This is a genomic window from Curtobacterium sp. SL109 (assembly GCF_026672405.1).
Taxonomy (GTDB): domain Bacteria; phylum Actinomycetota; class Actinomycetes; order Actinomycetales; family Microbacteriaceae; genus Curtobacterium.
The window spans coordinates 2819412-2834284 of sequence record NZ_JAPPRB010000002.1; the positions used below are offsets into that span (position 1 = coordinate 2819412).

Here is a 14873-nt window from a genome sequence, read left to right on the forward strand (position 1 = left end):
GACTCGCTGAACAGACGTCAAGGATAGGCGACGTGGGCCGCGGCGAGCGCTCCGACGATCAGGACGCCACCGAGCGCGACGAGCACCCCCTCGAGCAGCGTCGACCGCAGGCGATCGGTCACGCCCGTCCGTCGGCGCTCGAGCGCGCGGCGCTGCTGGAGGACCGATCCCGCGAGCGCCGAAGCCACGCCCAGGACCAGGACCAGCGTGACGGCGAACACCGTCTGTGCAGCCGTCGTCGTCACCGGCTGATCCTGCTGGTCGGACCGCGGCTCACCGCGACACCCTCGCTGTCGTACGACCTCCGCATTGTCGCGCGCGGCCACGAGGGACCGCGCCGCGACGACGTCGCCGTCGTACGACCTCGACGCTGTCGTTCCGGGTCGAGCACCCCGCCCGCTCGACCCGACGAGCTCACAACCCGAACCCGCCGTCCGTCGTGAGGACCTGCCCCACGACCCAGCTCCCGGCCGAGGTCGACAGCCACCCGATGAGCTCGGCCGGGTCCTGCGGCGCACCGACGCGACCGAACGGCGTGCTCGCGACGTAGGCGTCGAGGTCCTCGAGCGACCGGTCCGTCGACTCCGGGTCCATGTAGCCCGTGTTCACCGGCCCGGGGTTGACCGTGTTGAGCACGATCCCGAGCTCGAGCAGCTCCGCGGCGACGGTCGGCGTGACCCCGGCGAGTGCGGCCTTGCTCGTGGCGTAGGCCACCTCGCCCCGCATGGCGCCGTGGATCTGCCCGGAGGTCATCCAGAACACGTGCCCCTGCGCCTCGGCGTACGGCCCGTTGCCGACGATCCGGTCGCCCGGCCGGCTCGGCTCGTCGCGGTGCGGTGCCCGGAGCCGCGCGAACTCGGCCGTCAGCAGCAGGGTGGAGCGGGCGTTGACGTCCCAGAAGGCGTCGAGCCGCTCGGGCGTCATGTCGAGGATGCTGCCGTCGTCGCCGCTCTTCGCGTGGTTGCACACCAGGACGTCGAGCCGCCCGGCGAGCCCGACCGCCGCGGCGATGACGTCGGTGATGCTCGCCGCATCAGACAGGTCGGCGCCGACGTCGGCGAACCGGGCACCGTCGGTCAGGTGCTCCCGTACGCCGGCCCGGACGGCGTCGAGGTCGTCCCCGCCCCACGGCAGGTCGAGGTCGTGCGGCCGGTGGTGGTGGATGACGACGTCGGCGCCGAGGGACGCGAGCTTCGTGGCGACGGCGTACCCGATGCCGCGGCGTCGTGAGACGCCGGTGACGAGGGCGGTCTGGCCGTGCAGGGGCAGGGATGCGGACATGGTGAACCTCTCGATGGCGCCGCAGGAGGGCGCGTGGGTGGGATCGGAGACGGTTCAGCGGCACTGCATGGCCAGGACGCTACCGGGTCCCGCCCACGCTGGCAACGCCGGTGTCGGCGAGCGCGGCGCGCACCCCACCGGACGGGAGGCTGCCCACCGGTCCGCCACCGAGCCTCCCGTCCGTGACGTGCGGACGCACGCACTCGACGAGCGAGCGGACCGCGTCAGGCCCGCGCGTCGCCGTCCACGACGAGGTCGCGCACGACGCCGGGCAGTGCCTCGATGAGCGTGGTCATCGTGAACGGGCCGCCGCCGGACGCCCGCCGGGCGGCCGTGCCGTGCACCACCGCGGCGGCTGCGGCCAGGTGCGCGAGGTCCGACGGGCCGACGTCGCTGCTCCCCGCGCGGCTGGCGACGAGCGCGCCGAGCACCCCGCCGAGGACGTCCCCGGCGCCGGCGGCCGCGAGCCACGGCGTGGCGGACGACGCCACGAGCCGGACGGACCCGTCGGGTGTGACCACGTGCGTGTCCGCGCCCTTGAGGAGCACGACGCTGCCGGTCCGTTCGGCGGCCCGGAGCGCCGAGCCCCGCGGGTCGGCCTCGACGGACTCGCGGGAGACGTCGAGCAGGGCGGCCAGCTCCCCCGCGTGCGGCGTCAGCACCGCGAGCGGCCCGAGGTCGACGAGCGGGATGGCCCCGGCGTCGACCACCACCGGGACGCCGTCGTCGGACGCGTGCTCGAACGCGGCCGCGGTCGCCGGGTCGAGCGAACCGAGCGAGGCTGCGGAGATCCCCGAGCCGACGAGCCAGGCCTGCACGCGGCCCACGCCGGCGACGACCTCGGGGCGACGGGCGAGCACGAAGTCGGTGGCGCGGTCCGGTCCGACGTACCGGACCATGCCGACGCCGGTGTGCACGGCCGCGTCGACGCCCATGACCGCGGCGCCCGGGTAGCGGTCCGAGCCCGTCGCGACGCCGAGCACACCGCGGCGGTACTTCGTCGACTCCCCGCTCGGCGCGGTGACCCAGGCGGCGGCATCGGACACGGAGAAGGGCACGAAGTCGTTCATCGTGCCCACGTTACGGTGGGGCGCATGAGCCTGTCCCTGCCTGGTCGTGTCGTCGTCTTCGACTACGGCGAGGTGATCAGCCGGACACCGCACGCGGCACGCCAGGCCCTGCTCGCGGCGACGGGCCTGACCGCCGACGAGCTGTTCCCCGTCCACCAGGAGCTCCGGCACGACCTGGACCGCGGTGACCTCTCGGTGCTCGACTACTGGCGCGCGATCGGCCAGCGCACGGGCCGCACGTGGTCGGTCAGCGAGGTGCACCGGCTCTGGGCGCTCGACTACACCGGGTGGTTCGAGGTCGACCCCGAGGTGCTCGACCTGGTCGAGGAGCTGCACGACGCCGGCACCCGCCTGGCACTGCTGTCGAACGCCGGGTTCGACTTCGGCGACCCCTACCGCCGGTCCCCGATGGGCTCGCTGTTCGAGACCGTCGTGGTGAGCGCCGAGGAGCACGTGCTGAAGCCCGACGCGTCCATCTACCGCGACACCTGTGCCCGACTGGGAATCGACCCGGCGCAGATGGTGTTCGTGGACAACAGGGCCGAGAACGCCACCGGCGCGGAAGCGATCGGGGCGGTCGGCCACCACTACACCTCGCCGGCAGCACTGCGCACCTTCCTGCAGCAGCTCGCCGACGCACCTGACGAAGGAGCCACCGCGTGACGCACGCCCTGTTCGAGCCGATCACCATCCGCGACCTGACGGTCCGCAACCGCATCTGGGTCTCGCCGATGTGCCAGTACTCGGTGGACCAGCAGGACGGCGTCCCGACGCCGTGGCACCTCGTGCACCTCGGCGGGTTCGCCAAGGGCGGCGCGGGCGCGGTCGTGCTCGAGGCCACCGGTGTCGTGCCGGAGGGCCGCATCACCCCGCAGGACCTCGGCCTCTGGAACGACGAGCAGCGTGACGCCTACCGTCCGATCGTCGACTTCATCCACTCGCAGGGTGCCGCCGCGGGCATCCAGCTCGCGCACGCCGGCCGCAAGGCCTCGACGTACCGCCCCTGGGACACCACCCACGGCACGGTCCCCGCGTCCGAGGGCGGCTGGACCACGGTGGCCCCGTCGGCCGTCGCGTTCGACGGCTACGACGTCCCGCGCGAGCTCACCACCGAGGACATCCGCCTCGTGGCCCTCGGGTTCGCCGCCGCCGCGCGTCGATCGGTCGAGGCCGGGTTCGACCTCGTCGAGCTGCACGCCGCCCACGGGTACCTGCTGCACCAGTTCCTCTCGCCGCTGAGCAACCACCGCACCGACGAGTTCGGCGGGTCGCTCGAGAACCGCGCCCGCGCGCTGCCCGACGTGGTCGACGCCGTGCTCAACGAGGTCGGCGAGGGCTTCCCGGTCGTCGTCCGCTTCTCCGCCACCGACTGGACCGAGGGCGGCGTCACGCTCGAGGAGACCGTCCAGGTCGCACGCTGGGCCGCCGAGCACGGTGCCGACCTGGCCGACGTCTCGACCGGCGGGAACGTGGCCTCGGCCCCGATCCCCGTCGGCCCGGGCTACCAGGTGCCCTTCGCCGCCGGCATCAAGCAGGGCGCCGGCATCGGCACGATCGCGGTCGGCATGATCTCCGAGGCGTTCCAGGCCGAGCAGATCGTGGCGACCGGGCAGGCCGACGTCGTGATGGTCGGGCGCGAGTTCCTCCGCGACCCGTCCTTCGCGCTGCGAGCCGCTCGCGAGCTCACCGTGCAGATCGACTACGAGCCGCAGCAGTACCACCGAGCATCCGTCACGAAGTGAGCGCATTCTCGGCATCCGCCGACTGAGCGCCCAGTACGATGACACTCACTGTGGACGATCCTCCGAATCCTTCTTCGCCCCATCACTCATCCGGCGCTCACTCGGTGAGCTGCCCTGACTCATCGCGCGCCCGACGCGCCGTCCGTCGTGACAACCGGGGGTGGCGACGATGAGCCTCGTCGACGTCCTGATGCTGGTCGGCGGCATCCTGCTGACCCTCGGCACCGGTGTGTTCGTGGCGTCCGAGTTCTCCCTCGTGAACCTCGACCGCGCCGACGTCGAGGCCCGACGGGACCGCGGCGAGGCCGGCCTGGCGCCGGTCATCGGCGCGCTCAAGGTCACCTCGACGCACCTGTCCAGCGCGCAGCTCGGCATCACGCTGACCACGCTGCTCACCGGCTACCTGCTCGAGCCCTCGATCGCGAAGCTCCTCGAGGCCCCGTTCCTGGCGATGGACCTCCCCGAGGGCGTCGTCGAGACGGTGGGGTCGATCGTGGCGCTCGTCATCGCGACGCTGCTCTCGATGATCCTCGGCGAGCTCGTGCCGAAGAACTTCGCGCTCGCGCTCCCCCTGCAGACGGCGCGCCTGGTCGTGCCGCTGCAGATCGCGTTCACCACCGTGTTCAAGCCGGCCGTCGCCGTGCTGAACGGCACGGCGAACGCGGTGCTGCGCGCGATGGGCATCGAGCCGCAGGAAGAGCTGTCCGGTGCGCGCAGCGCCGAGGAGCTCACCTCGCTGCTCCGGCGGTCCGCGTCCGAGGGGTCGCTCGAACAGGACACCGCGACGCTCCTGCAGCGCACGCTGTCCTTCTCCGAGCTCGACGCCAGCGACGTGATGACCCCGCGCCCGCGGCTCTCCACGATCCGCGTGTCCGAGTCGGCCGAGGACGTCATCGCCCTCGCCCGCCGTACCGGCTTCAGCCGCTTCCCCGTGATCGAGGAGGACGCGGACGACGTCGTCGGCCTCGTGCACGTCAAGCAGGCCGTCGCGGTCCCCCGGGAGAAACGCCCCGAGGTGCCGGTCGGCGCGCTGATGACCGACGCCGAGCGGGTCCCCGAGACGATGCCCGGCGACACCCTGCTGACCGAGGTCCGCGGTCGCGGCTACCAGATGGTCATCGTCGTCGACGAGTACGGCGGGACCGCCGGGGTCGTCACGCTCGAGGACCTGATCGAGGAACTCGTCGGCGAGGTCTCCGACGAACACGACCGCGCCCGCATCGACGTCGTCCGGTCCCGCAACTGGCTGACGTTCCCCGGGCTCCTCCGCCCGGACGAGCTCGAGGACCGCGCCGGCGTCAAGGTGCCCGAGGACGGCCCCTACGAGACCGTCGGCGGCTTCATCATGTCGACGCTCGGCCGTCTGCCCATCGTCGGCGACGAGGTCCCGCTGCCGGACGGCGTCTTCCGCGTCGAACGTCTGGACGGCCGCCGGGTGGACCGCATCCGCTGGACCCCGACCCCGGTGGACACCCCGCCGGACGGCGTGACCGTCCCCACGACCGGCAAGGGCACGACCAAGACGAAGAAGGAGGCCACCCGATGAGCTCCGACTGGTGGGGGATCTTCTGGCTCGTCGTCCTGCTGATGGGCAACGCGTTCTTCGTCGCGGCCGAGTTCGCCGTGATCTCCGCACGCCGCTCGCAGATCGAGCCCCGGGCGGAGGAGGGCTCCCGCGCCGCACAGATGACCCTGTGGGCGATGGAGCACGCCACCCGGATGCTCGCGACCACGCAGCTCGGCATCACCGTGTGCTCGCTGCTCATCCTCAACGTCTCCGAACCGGCGATCCACCACCTGCTCGAGGGCCCGCTGCACCTGACCGGGTGGAGCGTCGAGGTCATCGGCATCGTGGCGTTCGTCTTCACGCTGCTGCTCGTGTCGTTCCTGCACGTCGTGTTCGGCGAGATGGTGCCGAAGAACATCTCGTTCTCGATGCCCGACCGCGCCGCACTGCTGCTCGTGCCGACGCTCTGGTACATCGGCCACGGCCTGCACTGGGTCGTCGTCGGCCTGAACGAGGTCGCGAACGCCGTGCTCCGGCTCTTCAAGGTCGAGCCGAAGGACGAGGCCGTGAGCGCCTACACGGTGGAGGAGGTCCAGACGATCGTCGAGCAGTCCCGTCGCGAGGGCACCCTGTCCGACGACGGTGGCACGCTCCGGATGGCGTTCGAGTTCACCGAGAAGAAGGTCAAGGACATCGCGGTGCCGATGTCCGAGCTCGTCACCCTGCCCGACGTCGCCACCCCCGGTGACGTGGAGCGCGCGGTCGCGCAGCGCGGCTTCTCCCGCTACGTGCTCGTCGGCGACGAGGGCGAGCCCACCGGCTACGTCCACGTCAAGGACGTCATCGACCTGCGGCCGGACGAGTTCGACGACCCGGTGCCGCCGAAGCGCATCCGCCAGCTCATCTCGCTGTACACGGAGATGGACCTGGAGGACGCCCTGGCCACCATGCGCGCCGCCGGCCGCCACGTGGCCCGCGCGTTCGACGCGGAGGGCCGCACGACGGGCGTGCTGTTCCTGGAGGACATCCTCGAGGAGCTCGTGGGCACCGTCGAGGACGCCACCCGACGCCGGTAGACGCACCAGGACGACGGACGGGAGGCTCGGTGCCAGCTGGCACCGAGCCTCCCGTCCGTCCGATGGACGCGATCCGCGCGGCCGGACCCCGAGACTCGGCCACGCGGACAGAACACGCCTCCCGAACGGCGGATGCTGTCCGCCAGACCGAGTCTCGGCGTCGCCGGGACTACCAGCTGACCGGGAGCGGCTTGCCCTCTTCGTAGCCGGCGGCGGACTGGATGCCGACGAGCGCGCGCTCCGAGAACTCGGCCAGGCTGGTCGCTCCCGCGTAGGTCGCGGAGCTGCGCACGCCGGTCGTGATCATGTCGAGCAGGTCCTCGACGCTCGGGCGCCCGGGGTCGAGGTAGATCGTCGAGGACGAGATCCCCTCGGCGAACAGCGCCTTGCGTGCCCGCTCGTACGGGTCGAGCCGCTCGAAGCGCTCGCGGACGGCCTTGGCGGACGCCATCCCCCAGCTCTCCTTGTACGCGGCGCCCTTCGCGTCGCGGCGCAGGACGCCCGGGGCCTCGAGCGTGCCGGCGAACCACGAGCCGATCATCACCGAGCTGGCACCCGCGGCGAGGGCGAGTGCGACGTCGCGCGGGTAGCGGACGCCACCGTCGGCCCAGACGTGGGCGCCGAGGGACCTGGCGGCAGCGGCGGTCTCGAGCACAGCGGAGAACTGCGGACGGCCGACCGCGGTCATCATGCGCGTGGTGCACATGGCGCCGGGGCCGACGCCGACCTTGACGATGTCGGCACCCGCGGCGACGAGGTGCGCGACGGCGTCGGCGGTGACGACGTTGCCCGCCACGAGCGGGATGCCCAGACGGAGTTCAGACACGGCACGGAGCGCACGGAGCATGCCCTCCTGGTGGCCGTGCGCGGTGTCCAGCACCAGGACGTCGACGCCGGCGCTCGCGAGGGCCTTCGCCTTCGCGGCGACGTCGCCGTTGATGCCGATCGCGGCGGCGACCCGGAGCCGGCCGGAGGCGTCGACGGCCGGACGGTAGATGTCCGAGCGGATGGCGCTCGTCGGGCTGGTGGTGCCGACGACGTGCCCGTGCCGCATGACCGGGGCGAAGTCGACGTCGGCGGCGGTGAGGACGTCGTAGACGTGGCGCGAGGAGCCGGCGTCGTCGGCGTCGACGGCCGTCGAGGCGCCGTGCAGCAGGTCGCGGAGCGTGGCGTCGGGGCCCGCGGTGCCGAGGCGGGTGGCGGGGACGCAGCCGAGGTACTCCCCCGAGCCGTCCCGCACCACGACCCCGCGGCCGGCGACCGGCAGCAGCTGTTCGAGGGTCTCGGCGACCGTGGTGTCGGCGCCCATGTCGATCGCGGTGTCGAAGTCGACGGGCTGGTCCTTGACCCAGCGGATCGCGGCGTCGAGGTCCTGCAGGTGCATGTCCTGCGGCAGGACCCCGAGCCCGCCGCGTCGGGCGAGGGTGGCGGCGAGACGTGGACCCGTGACCGAGTTCATGTTCGCGCTGACGATCGGGATCGTGGTGCCGGTGCCGTCGTTCGACGCGAGGTCGACGTCGAACCGGCTCGTGACACCCGATCGACTGGGCACGAGGAAGACGTCGGAGTAGGTCAGGTCGTGCGTCGGCCGGGTCTCGTAGAACCTCATGCCGACCACCGTACTGCGCCAACGACATGCCTCGACCTGACACCGGACGGTCAAGCGGGAACGGCTACGCTGGACGTCGTGCGGGGCAGGGTTGCGTCGCACGACACACACGAGCATCAATCGACGGAGAGTGGGCGATCGGCTGTGTCGAGCCATCTGACCGGAACTGACGAGACCGCGGGCGAATTCGGCGCGAACGAGTGGCTCGTGGACGAGCTCTACGAGCAGTTCCTCGCCGACAAGGACTCGGTCGACAAGTCGTGGTGGCCGGTCCTCGAGAGCTACCACCAGAGCGGGAAGGGCAGCGCCGCCGCTCCCGCCGGTGACGCCGCCGGCGCTGCCGCAGCGCAGCCGGCGACCGCAGCGGCACCGCCGGCTCCTGCCGAGGGCAAGGGCGGGCAGATCCAGGCCCGCACCACGTCGAAGCAGCCGTCCCCGCAGCCGATCCCGGCCGAGGCGAACGACCAGACCGACGAGCACGACGAGACCCACGAGGACGTGGCCACGCCGCTCCGGGGCATGGCGAAGACCCTGGCGTCGAACATGGACGCCTCGCTGACCGTCCCCACCGCGACCAGCGTGCGGACGATCCCGGCGAAGCTGATGATCGACAACCGCATCGTCATCAACAACCACCTCCGCCGTGCCCGCGGCGGCAAGATCTCGTTCACGCACCTCATCGGCTGGGCCATGGTGCAGGCGCTCAAGGACACCCCGAGCCAGAACGTGTTCTACGAGGACCGCGACGGCAAGCCCTTCGTGGTGCAGCCCGCGCACGTGGGCCTCGGCATCGCGATCGACGTCCCGAAGAAGGACGGCACCCGCTCCCTCCTCGTCCCGAGCATCAAGCGCGCCGAGTCGCTGACGTTCGGCCAGTTCCTCTCCGCGTACGAGGACCTGGTCAAGCGCGCCCGCGACAACAAGCTCACGCCGGCGGACTTCCAGGGCACGACGATCTCCCTGACGAACCCGGGCGGCATCGGCACCGTGCACTCGGTCCCCCGCCTGACGAAGGGCCAGGGGTCGATCATCGGCGCGGGCGCGCTCGAGTACCCGGCGCAGTTCCAGGGCTCGGCCGCCAAGACCCTCGTCGAGCTCGGCATCGGCAAGACCATCACGCTGACCAGCACCTACGACCACCGCGTCATCCAGGGTGCCGGGTCGGGCGAGTACCTCAAGCGGGTGCACGAGCGGCTCATCGGCGAGCACGGCTTCTACGAGGGCATCTTCTCGGCGCTCCGGATCCCGTACAAGCCGATCCAGTGGGCGAACGACATCAACGTCGACCTGGCGCACCGCGTCAACAAGACGGCCCGCGTGCAGGAGCTCATCAACAGCTTCCGGGTCCGCGGACACCTGATGGCCGACATCGACCCGCTCGAGTACCGGCAGCGCACGCACCCCGACCTCGAGATCGAGAGCCACGGGCTGACGTTCTGGGACCTCGACCGCGAGTTCGTCACCGGTGGGCTCGCCGGCACCACGAACGCGCCGCTCCGTGACGTGCTCGGCGTGCTCCGGGACGCCTACTGCCGCACGGTCGGCATCGAGTACATGCACATCCAGGACCCGGAGCAGCGCCGCTGGATCCAGGCCCGCATCGAGGTCCCGTACAGCAAGCCCTCGAAGGAGGAGCAGCTCCGCGTCCTCGGCAAGCTCAACGAGGCCGAGGCCTTCGAGACCTTCCTGCAGACCAAGTACGTCGGCCAGAAACGCTTCTCGCTCGAGGGCGGCGAGTCCACCATCGCCTTCCTCGACACCCTCATCCAGCACGCGGCAGTCGCCGGGCTCGACGAGGTCGCGATCGGCATGGCCCACCGCGGTCGCCTGAACGTCCTGACGAACATCGCCGGCAAGACCTACGGCCAGATCTTCCGTGAGTTCGAGGGCACCACGCTCCCGGGCTCCGTGCAGGGCCAGGGCTCCGGTGACGTGAAGTACCACGTCGGCACCGAGGGCGTCTTCCGCGCGTCGGGCGGCACCACGATCCCCGTCACGATCGCCGCGAACCCGTCCCACCTCGAGGCCGTCGACGGCGTGCTCGAGGGCATCGTCCGCGCCAAGCAGGACCGCGGCCCCGCCGGGGTCTACGGCGTGCTCCCCGTGCTCGTCCACGGCGACGCCGCGATGGCGGGCCAGGGCGTGGTCGTCGAGACCCTGCAGATGTCCCAGCTCCGCGGCTACCGCACCGGCGGCACCGTGCACCTGGTGATCAACAACCAGGTCGGCTTCACCACCCCGCCGGACCAGGCGCGCACCTCGGTGTACTCCACCGACGTCGCCAAGACGATCCAGGCACCGATCTTCCACGTGAACGGCGACGACCCCGAGTCCGTCGCGCGCGTCGCCGACCTGGCGTTCGCGTACCGCGAGGAGTTCCACCGCGACGTCGTCATCGACCTCGTCTGCTACCGCCGCCGCGGCCACAACGAGGGCGACGACCCCTCGATGACGCAGCCGCTCATGTACAACCTCATCGAGGCCAAGCGCTCGGTCCGCACGCTGTTCACCGAGGCCCTCGTCGGTCGCGGCGACATCACGCAAGAGGAGTACGACGAGGCCCACCGCGACTTCCAGGACCGCCTCGAGCGGGCCTTCGCGGAGACGCACGAAGCCCAGACCGGCACGATCCCCGTGATCGAGGCCGACGACGACGGTGCCGTGCAGGGACTCGAACGACCGGCAGCGCAGCGCGACGACTCCGAGCACGAAGCCCGCGACACCGCGATCTCCCAGGAGCTCGTCGAGCTCATCGGCGACGCGCACGGCAACCCGCCCGCCGGGTTCCAGGTCCACCCGAAGCTGCAGGCCCTGCTCACGAAGCGCACCGAGATGACCCGCAAGGGCGGTGTCGACTGGGCGATGGCCGAGCTGATGGCGATCGGCTCGCTGCTGACCGAGGGCAAGCCCGTCCGGCTCGCCGGTCAGGACGCCCGACGCGGCACCTTCGTGCAGCGGCAGGCGGTGTTCCACGACCGCGCCAACGGCCAGGAGTGGCTGCCGCTGTCGAACCTGACCGAGGACCAGGCCCGCTTCTACATCTACGACACGCTGCTCAGCGAGTACGCGGCGATGGCGTTCGAGTACGGCTACTCGGTGGAACGCCCGGACGCCCTCGTGCTCTGGGAAGCGCAGTTCGGTGACTTCGCGAACGGCGCCCAGACGGTCATCGACGAGTTCATCTCCTCGGCCGAGCAGAAGTGGGGCCAGCGCTCCGGTCTGGTGCTCCTGCTGCCGCACGGCTACGAGGGCCAGGGACCCGACCACTCGTCGGCCCGCATCGAGCGCTACCTGCAGCTGTGCGCCCAGGACAACATGGTGGTGGCACGCCCGTCGACCCCGGCGTCGTACTTCCACCTGCTGCGTCGTCAGGCGTGGGAGCGCCCGCAGAAGCCGCTCGTGGTGTTCAGCCCGAAGGCGATGCTCCGACTCCGTCAGGCGACGAGCCCGGTGGACGCGTTCACGAGCGGCACCTTCGAGGAGGTCATCGACGACGCCACGATCGCCGACCGTGGTGCCGTGCGCCGCGTCGTGCTGCACTCGGGCAAGGTGCACCACGACCTCCGTGCCGAAGCCGAGAAGCGTGGCATCACCGACGTCGCCCTCGTCCGGCTCGAGCAGCTCGCGCCGCTCCCCTTCGAGCGTCTGCTCGAGGTGCTGGCGGGCTACCCGGACGCCGAGGTCGTGTGGGCACAGGAAGAGCCCGAGAACCAGGGTGCCTGGCCGTTCGTGTGCATGAACCTCTCGCCGCACCTCGACGGCCGCCCGCTGTCGGTCGCGTCCCGTCCGGCCAGTGCCGCACCGGCCACGGGGTCGTCGAAGCGTTCGTCGCAAGAGGCCTCCGACGTCATCACGAAGGCGCTCGGCTAGCCGACCGCGCCCCGCAACGGACAACGCGCCCCGATCTGTCGGGGCGCGTTGTCCGTTCCGGGGCGCGAAGCGCGGGCGCGGGGCGCGCCCGCGTCAGACGATGCGCGTGTACCGCACCCCGGAGTCGTGGTACCCGCGCTTCTGGTAGAACCGGTGCGCGCTGTCGGTGGCGGCGGCGCTGACGGCGGACAGCCGTCGAGCACCCTGCTCGGCGGCCCACGTCTCGAACGTACCGATGAGCAGCGAACCGGTGCCGAGCCTCCTGGCTGACGGGTCGACCACCAGCAGGAGCAGCTGCGCCGTCGGCTCGTCCGAGGCGTACGCCCACGTGACCTGCGCTCCCGCGACGGCGACGGCCCGGCCGGCGTCGTCCCGGACGATCCACGTCCGGTGGCCGGCCTCGGGCGTGAGCCGCTCGAGGCGCTCCCGCATGCCCACGGGGTCGGCGTCGTGCCCGAGGAGGCGGACGAGGGTGGTGACGTCGTCGACGTCCGGGTCGGACCAGCTGGCGATCGACTCGACGGAGAGGCTCATGTCCGTGACCCTACCCGGGCCGCTGATCGTGTTGCGCCACAGGTTCCATCGCAACTGATATTCATATACGCTGCTGGTATGTCACCGACCGAGTGACCCGACCGACAGGACAGCCATGCACATCACCTCCCGCCACGGCCGCACCGCCGCCTGGATCGCGCTCCCCCTCGCCGTCGTCGCCAGCGGCGCGCTCATCGCCACCGCGTCGTACGCCGCGTTCTCCGCCGACACCGAGAACGCCGGCAACAGCTGGCGGACGGGCGCCGTCACCCTGACCGACGACGACCAGGACTCGGCCCTGTTCGACGTCGCGGACCTCGTCCCCGGTTCCACCGGCTCCAACTGCATCACGGTGACCGCGAACACCACGAACCCGACGACCGTGAAGCTCTACACCGCCGCCCAGGCGGACGAGGACACCCTCGCGCAGCACCTGAACCTGACGGTGGAGCGCGGGTCGCTCGGCACCCCCGGGGACTGCGGCTCGTTCACCGCGACGTCCACGGTGCACGACGGCACCCTCGCCGGGCTGATGGCGCTCGACTCCTTCGGCGAGGGACTCGACGACTGGGCACCGGCCGTCGGCACCGCGAGCACCACGTACCGGTTCGTCTACGACCTCGACGCGGACACCCCGAACACCGCGCAGTCCTCCGACGCCGGCACGACGTTCGTGTGGGAAGCCCAGACGGCCTCCTGACCCGCCGGCACGTCCACGACCGACCCGTCCACGACCGACACCGAGCACGAGGAGTAGCCGATGCCGACCACCATCACCACCTGGCACCGCCGGTGCGTCGGTGACGTCCCGCGGCTGCTCCTCGCGATCGCGGCGAGGACCGTGCTGTGGTCGGCCCTCCTCCTCGCGCTCTGGTCGACGCTGCCCGCCTTCCTCGGCTGGCACGTGACGACGGTGGTCTCGGGCTCGATGGCCCCGGCGATCCGGACGGGTGACGTCGTCGCGGCGATGCCCACCGGTCCGGACGCCGTCACACCGGGCCGTGTCCTGCTCGTCGAGGACCCCGACCACGACGACCGGCTCCGGCTGCACCGACTGCGCCGCGTGGAACCGGACGGGTCGCTCCGACTCCGGGGCGACGCCAACCCGGCCGTCGACCGGACGGCGGTGGCACCCGACGCGGTGCTCGGCATCGGTGTCCTGCGGTTCCCGGGCGTCGGACTGCCGCGCGTCTGGGTGCAGGAGGGCGCCTGGACGCACCTGCTCGCAGCCGCGTCGGCGACGGCGGCCCTGCTGCTGCTCGCGCGGCTCGACCGGCCGATCCTCGCGGGTGACCCCTGCCGGCGGTGCGGTGCCCCGCGCTGGGACCTCCACACGCCCCACCTGCGTCCCGGTGCCGTGGGAGCCACGACCGGTTTCGCGGCGGTCCCCCTCGTCGCGGGCACCCTGGTGGTGCTGATCGGCCTCAGCACGGCGTTCTCCGGCGCGACGTTCTCGGGCGTCACGTCGACCCGGGCCGCGCTCGGCTCGAGCGAGTTCGGGTGCTTCCACCACGACCCGGCCGACGCGGTCCTCGCGTGGGACTTCGCGGAGAAGAACGGCACGCGGGTCGCCGACGTCAGCGGTCACGGTGCGGGCGGCTCCTTCGCCAACCCCGGTGCGTCGCGGATCGACGGTGACTGCGCGGCGAACCCGTCCGTCCACCTCACGGCCGACGGCGTCGAGGGCTACGTGGTCACGGACACGGCGATCGCCGCCCCGAACGTGTTCACGATCTCGGCCTGGTTCCGCACCGACGTCGCCGGGGGGCGGGTGTTCGGGTTCGGGTCCGACCAGAACCCGTCCTCGACCTACCGGGACCGACACCTGTTCGTCGACACCGACGGACGACTGCGCTTCGGGACCGAGGAGTCGGGGTCGCAGTTCAAGTTCATGGTCGCCACACCGACCCGGGTGGACGACGGGCAGTGGCACCACGCCGTCGCGACCTTCACGCCGGGGTCGATGGTGCTGTACCTCGACGGCGAGCGTCAGGGCAGCCGCACAGACGCCAGGAGCCTGCGCCAGTACGACGGGTTCTGGCGCGTCGGGCGCCAGTCGCTCAGCGGGTGGGCTGGGAGCGGTGCCTGGGCGTTCCTCGGCGACGTCGACACCGTCCGTGTCCACGACCGGGTGCTCGACCCGGCAACGGTCGCCGCCGAGTACGCAGCCGGCCGCTGAGCGAA

General features: G+C 71.7%; 12 protein-coding genes. 7 read left to right on the top strand and 5 right to left on the bottom strand.

The annotated features are described in order from the left end of the window. Nucleotides 1-17: 17 nt before the first annotated feature. The 3 genes from OVA28_RS14865 to OVA28_RS14875 form a co-directional block, all read right to left on the bottom strand. Nucleotides 18-245, bottom strand: coding sequence for a hypothetical protein (locus tag OVA28_RS14865; RefSeq protein WP_268097494.1), 228 nt, complete (start codon nucleotides 243-245; stop codon nucleotides 18-20). 169 nt (nucleotides 246-414) lie between these two features. Continuing rightward, the gene (locus OVA28_RS14870) at nucleotides 415-1281 is read right to left on the bottom strand and encodes an SDR family oxidoreductase (protein ID WP_268097495.1); all 867 of its coding nucleotides are present in this window, start codon (nucleotides 1279-1281) and stop codon (nucleotides 415-417) included. Between the two features lie 224 nt (nucleotides 1282-1505). Beyond that, nucleotides 1506-2351: an ADP-dependent NAD(P)H-hydrate dehydratase gene (locus tag OVA28_RS14875; RefSeq protein ID WP_268097496.1), complete on the bottom strand. Its 846-nt coding sequence runs from the start codon at nucleotides 2349-2351 to the stop codon at nucleotides 1506-1508. 24 nt (nucleotides 2352-2375) lie between these two features. On the opposite strand from OVA28_RS14875, the gene OVA28_RS14880 reads away from it, so the two are divergent. From OVA28_RS14880 to OVA28_RS14895, 4 genes are all read left to right on the top strand, one after another. Then, nucleotides 2376-3014, top strand: a complete 639-nt coding sequence (locus OVA28_RS14880) for an HAD family hydrolase (RefSeq protein WP_268097497.1) — start codon at nucleotides 2376-2378, stop codon at nucleotides 3012-3014. Next, nucleotides 3011-4093: an NADH:flavin oxidoreductase/NADH oxidase gene (locus OVA28_RS14885; RefSeq protein WP_268097498.1), complete on the top strand. Its 1083-nt coding sequence runs from the start codon at nucleotides 3011-3013 to the stop codon at nucleotides 4091-4093. The genes OVA28_RS14880 and OVA28_RS14885 overlap by 4 nt, the downstream gene beginning before the upstream one ends. Nucleotides 4094-4262: 169 nt before the next feature. After that, nucleotides 4263-5639 carry a hemolysin family protein gene (locus OVA28_RS14890; RefSeq protein ID WP_268097499.1) on the top strand — a complete coding sequence of 459 codons (1377 nt, stop codon included), beginning with the start codon at nucleotides 4263-4265 and terminating at the stop codon, nucleotides 5637-5639. Beyond that, complete coding sequence (locus OVA28_RS14895) at nucleotides 5636-6676, top strand: hemolysin family protein (RefSeq protein WP_268097500.1); 1041 nt, start codon at nucleotides 5636-5638, stop codon at nucleotides 6674-6676. Before OVA28_RS14890 ends, OVA28_RS14895 begins: the two co-directional genes overlap by 4 nt. A gap of 169 nt (nucleotides 6677-6845) precedes the next feature. Here the strand turns inward: OVA28_RS14895 and OVA28_RS14900 are convergent, their stop codons facing one another. Then, nucleotides 6846-8285 (bottom strand): GuaB1 family IMP dehydrogenase-related protein, encoded by a 1440-nt coding sequence (locus tag OVA28_RS14900; RefSeq protein ID WP_268097501.1) that lies wholly within the window; start codon nucleotides 8283-8285, stop codon nucleotides 6846-6848. A 144-nt stretch (nucleotides 8286-8429) separates the two neighbouring features. Here OVA28_RS14900 and OVA28_RS14905 point away from each other — a divergent pair, with 144 nt between their 5' ends. Continuing rightward, entirely contained in the window at nucleotides 8430-12155 is a 3726-nt protein-coding gene (locus OVA28_RS14905) for a multifunctional oxoglutarate decarboxylase/oxoglutarate dehydrogenase thiamine pyrophosphate-binding subunit/dihydrolipoyllysine-residue succinyltransferase subunit (protein ID WP_268097502.1), read from the top strand. A gap of 93 nt (nucleotides 12156-12248) precedes the next feature. Here the strand turns inward: OVA28_RS14905 and OVA28_RS14910 are convergent, their stop codons facing one another. Then, nucleotides 12249-12689 carry a GNAT family N-acetyltransferase gene (locus OVA28_RS14910; protein WP_194660321.1) on the bottom strand — a complete coding sequence of 147 codons (441 nt, stop codon included), beginning with the start codon at nucleotides 12687-12689 and terminating at the stop codon, nucleotides 12249-12251. 115 nt (nucleotides 12690-12804) lie between these two features. Here OVA28_RS14910 and OVA28_RS14915 point away from each other — a divergent pair, with 115 nt between their 5' ends. Together OVA28_RS14915 and OVA28_RS14920 are read left to right on the top strand one after the other, a co-directional pair. After that, on the top strand, nucleotides 12805-13389 hold the full coding sequence (locus OVA28_RS14915; RefSeq protein ID WP_268097503.1) for a hypothetical protein: 585 nt from the start codon (nucleotides 12805-12807) through the stop codon (nucleotides 13387-13389). Nucleotides 13390-13449: 60 nt separating this feature from the next. Beyond that, nucleotides 13450-14868: a LamG-like jellyroll fold domain-containing protein gene (locus OVA28_RS14920; RefSeq protein WP_268097504.1), complete on the top strand. Its 1419-nt coding sequence runs from the start codon at nucleotides 13450-13452 to the stop codon at nucleotides 14866-14868. The last annotated feature ends 5 nt before the right edge of the window (nucleotides 14869-14873 follow it).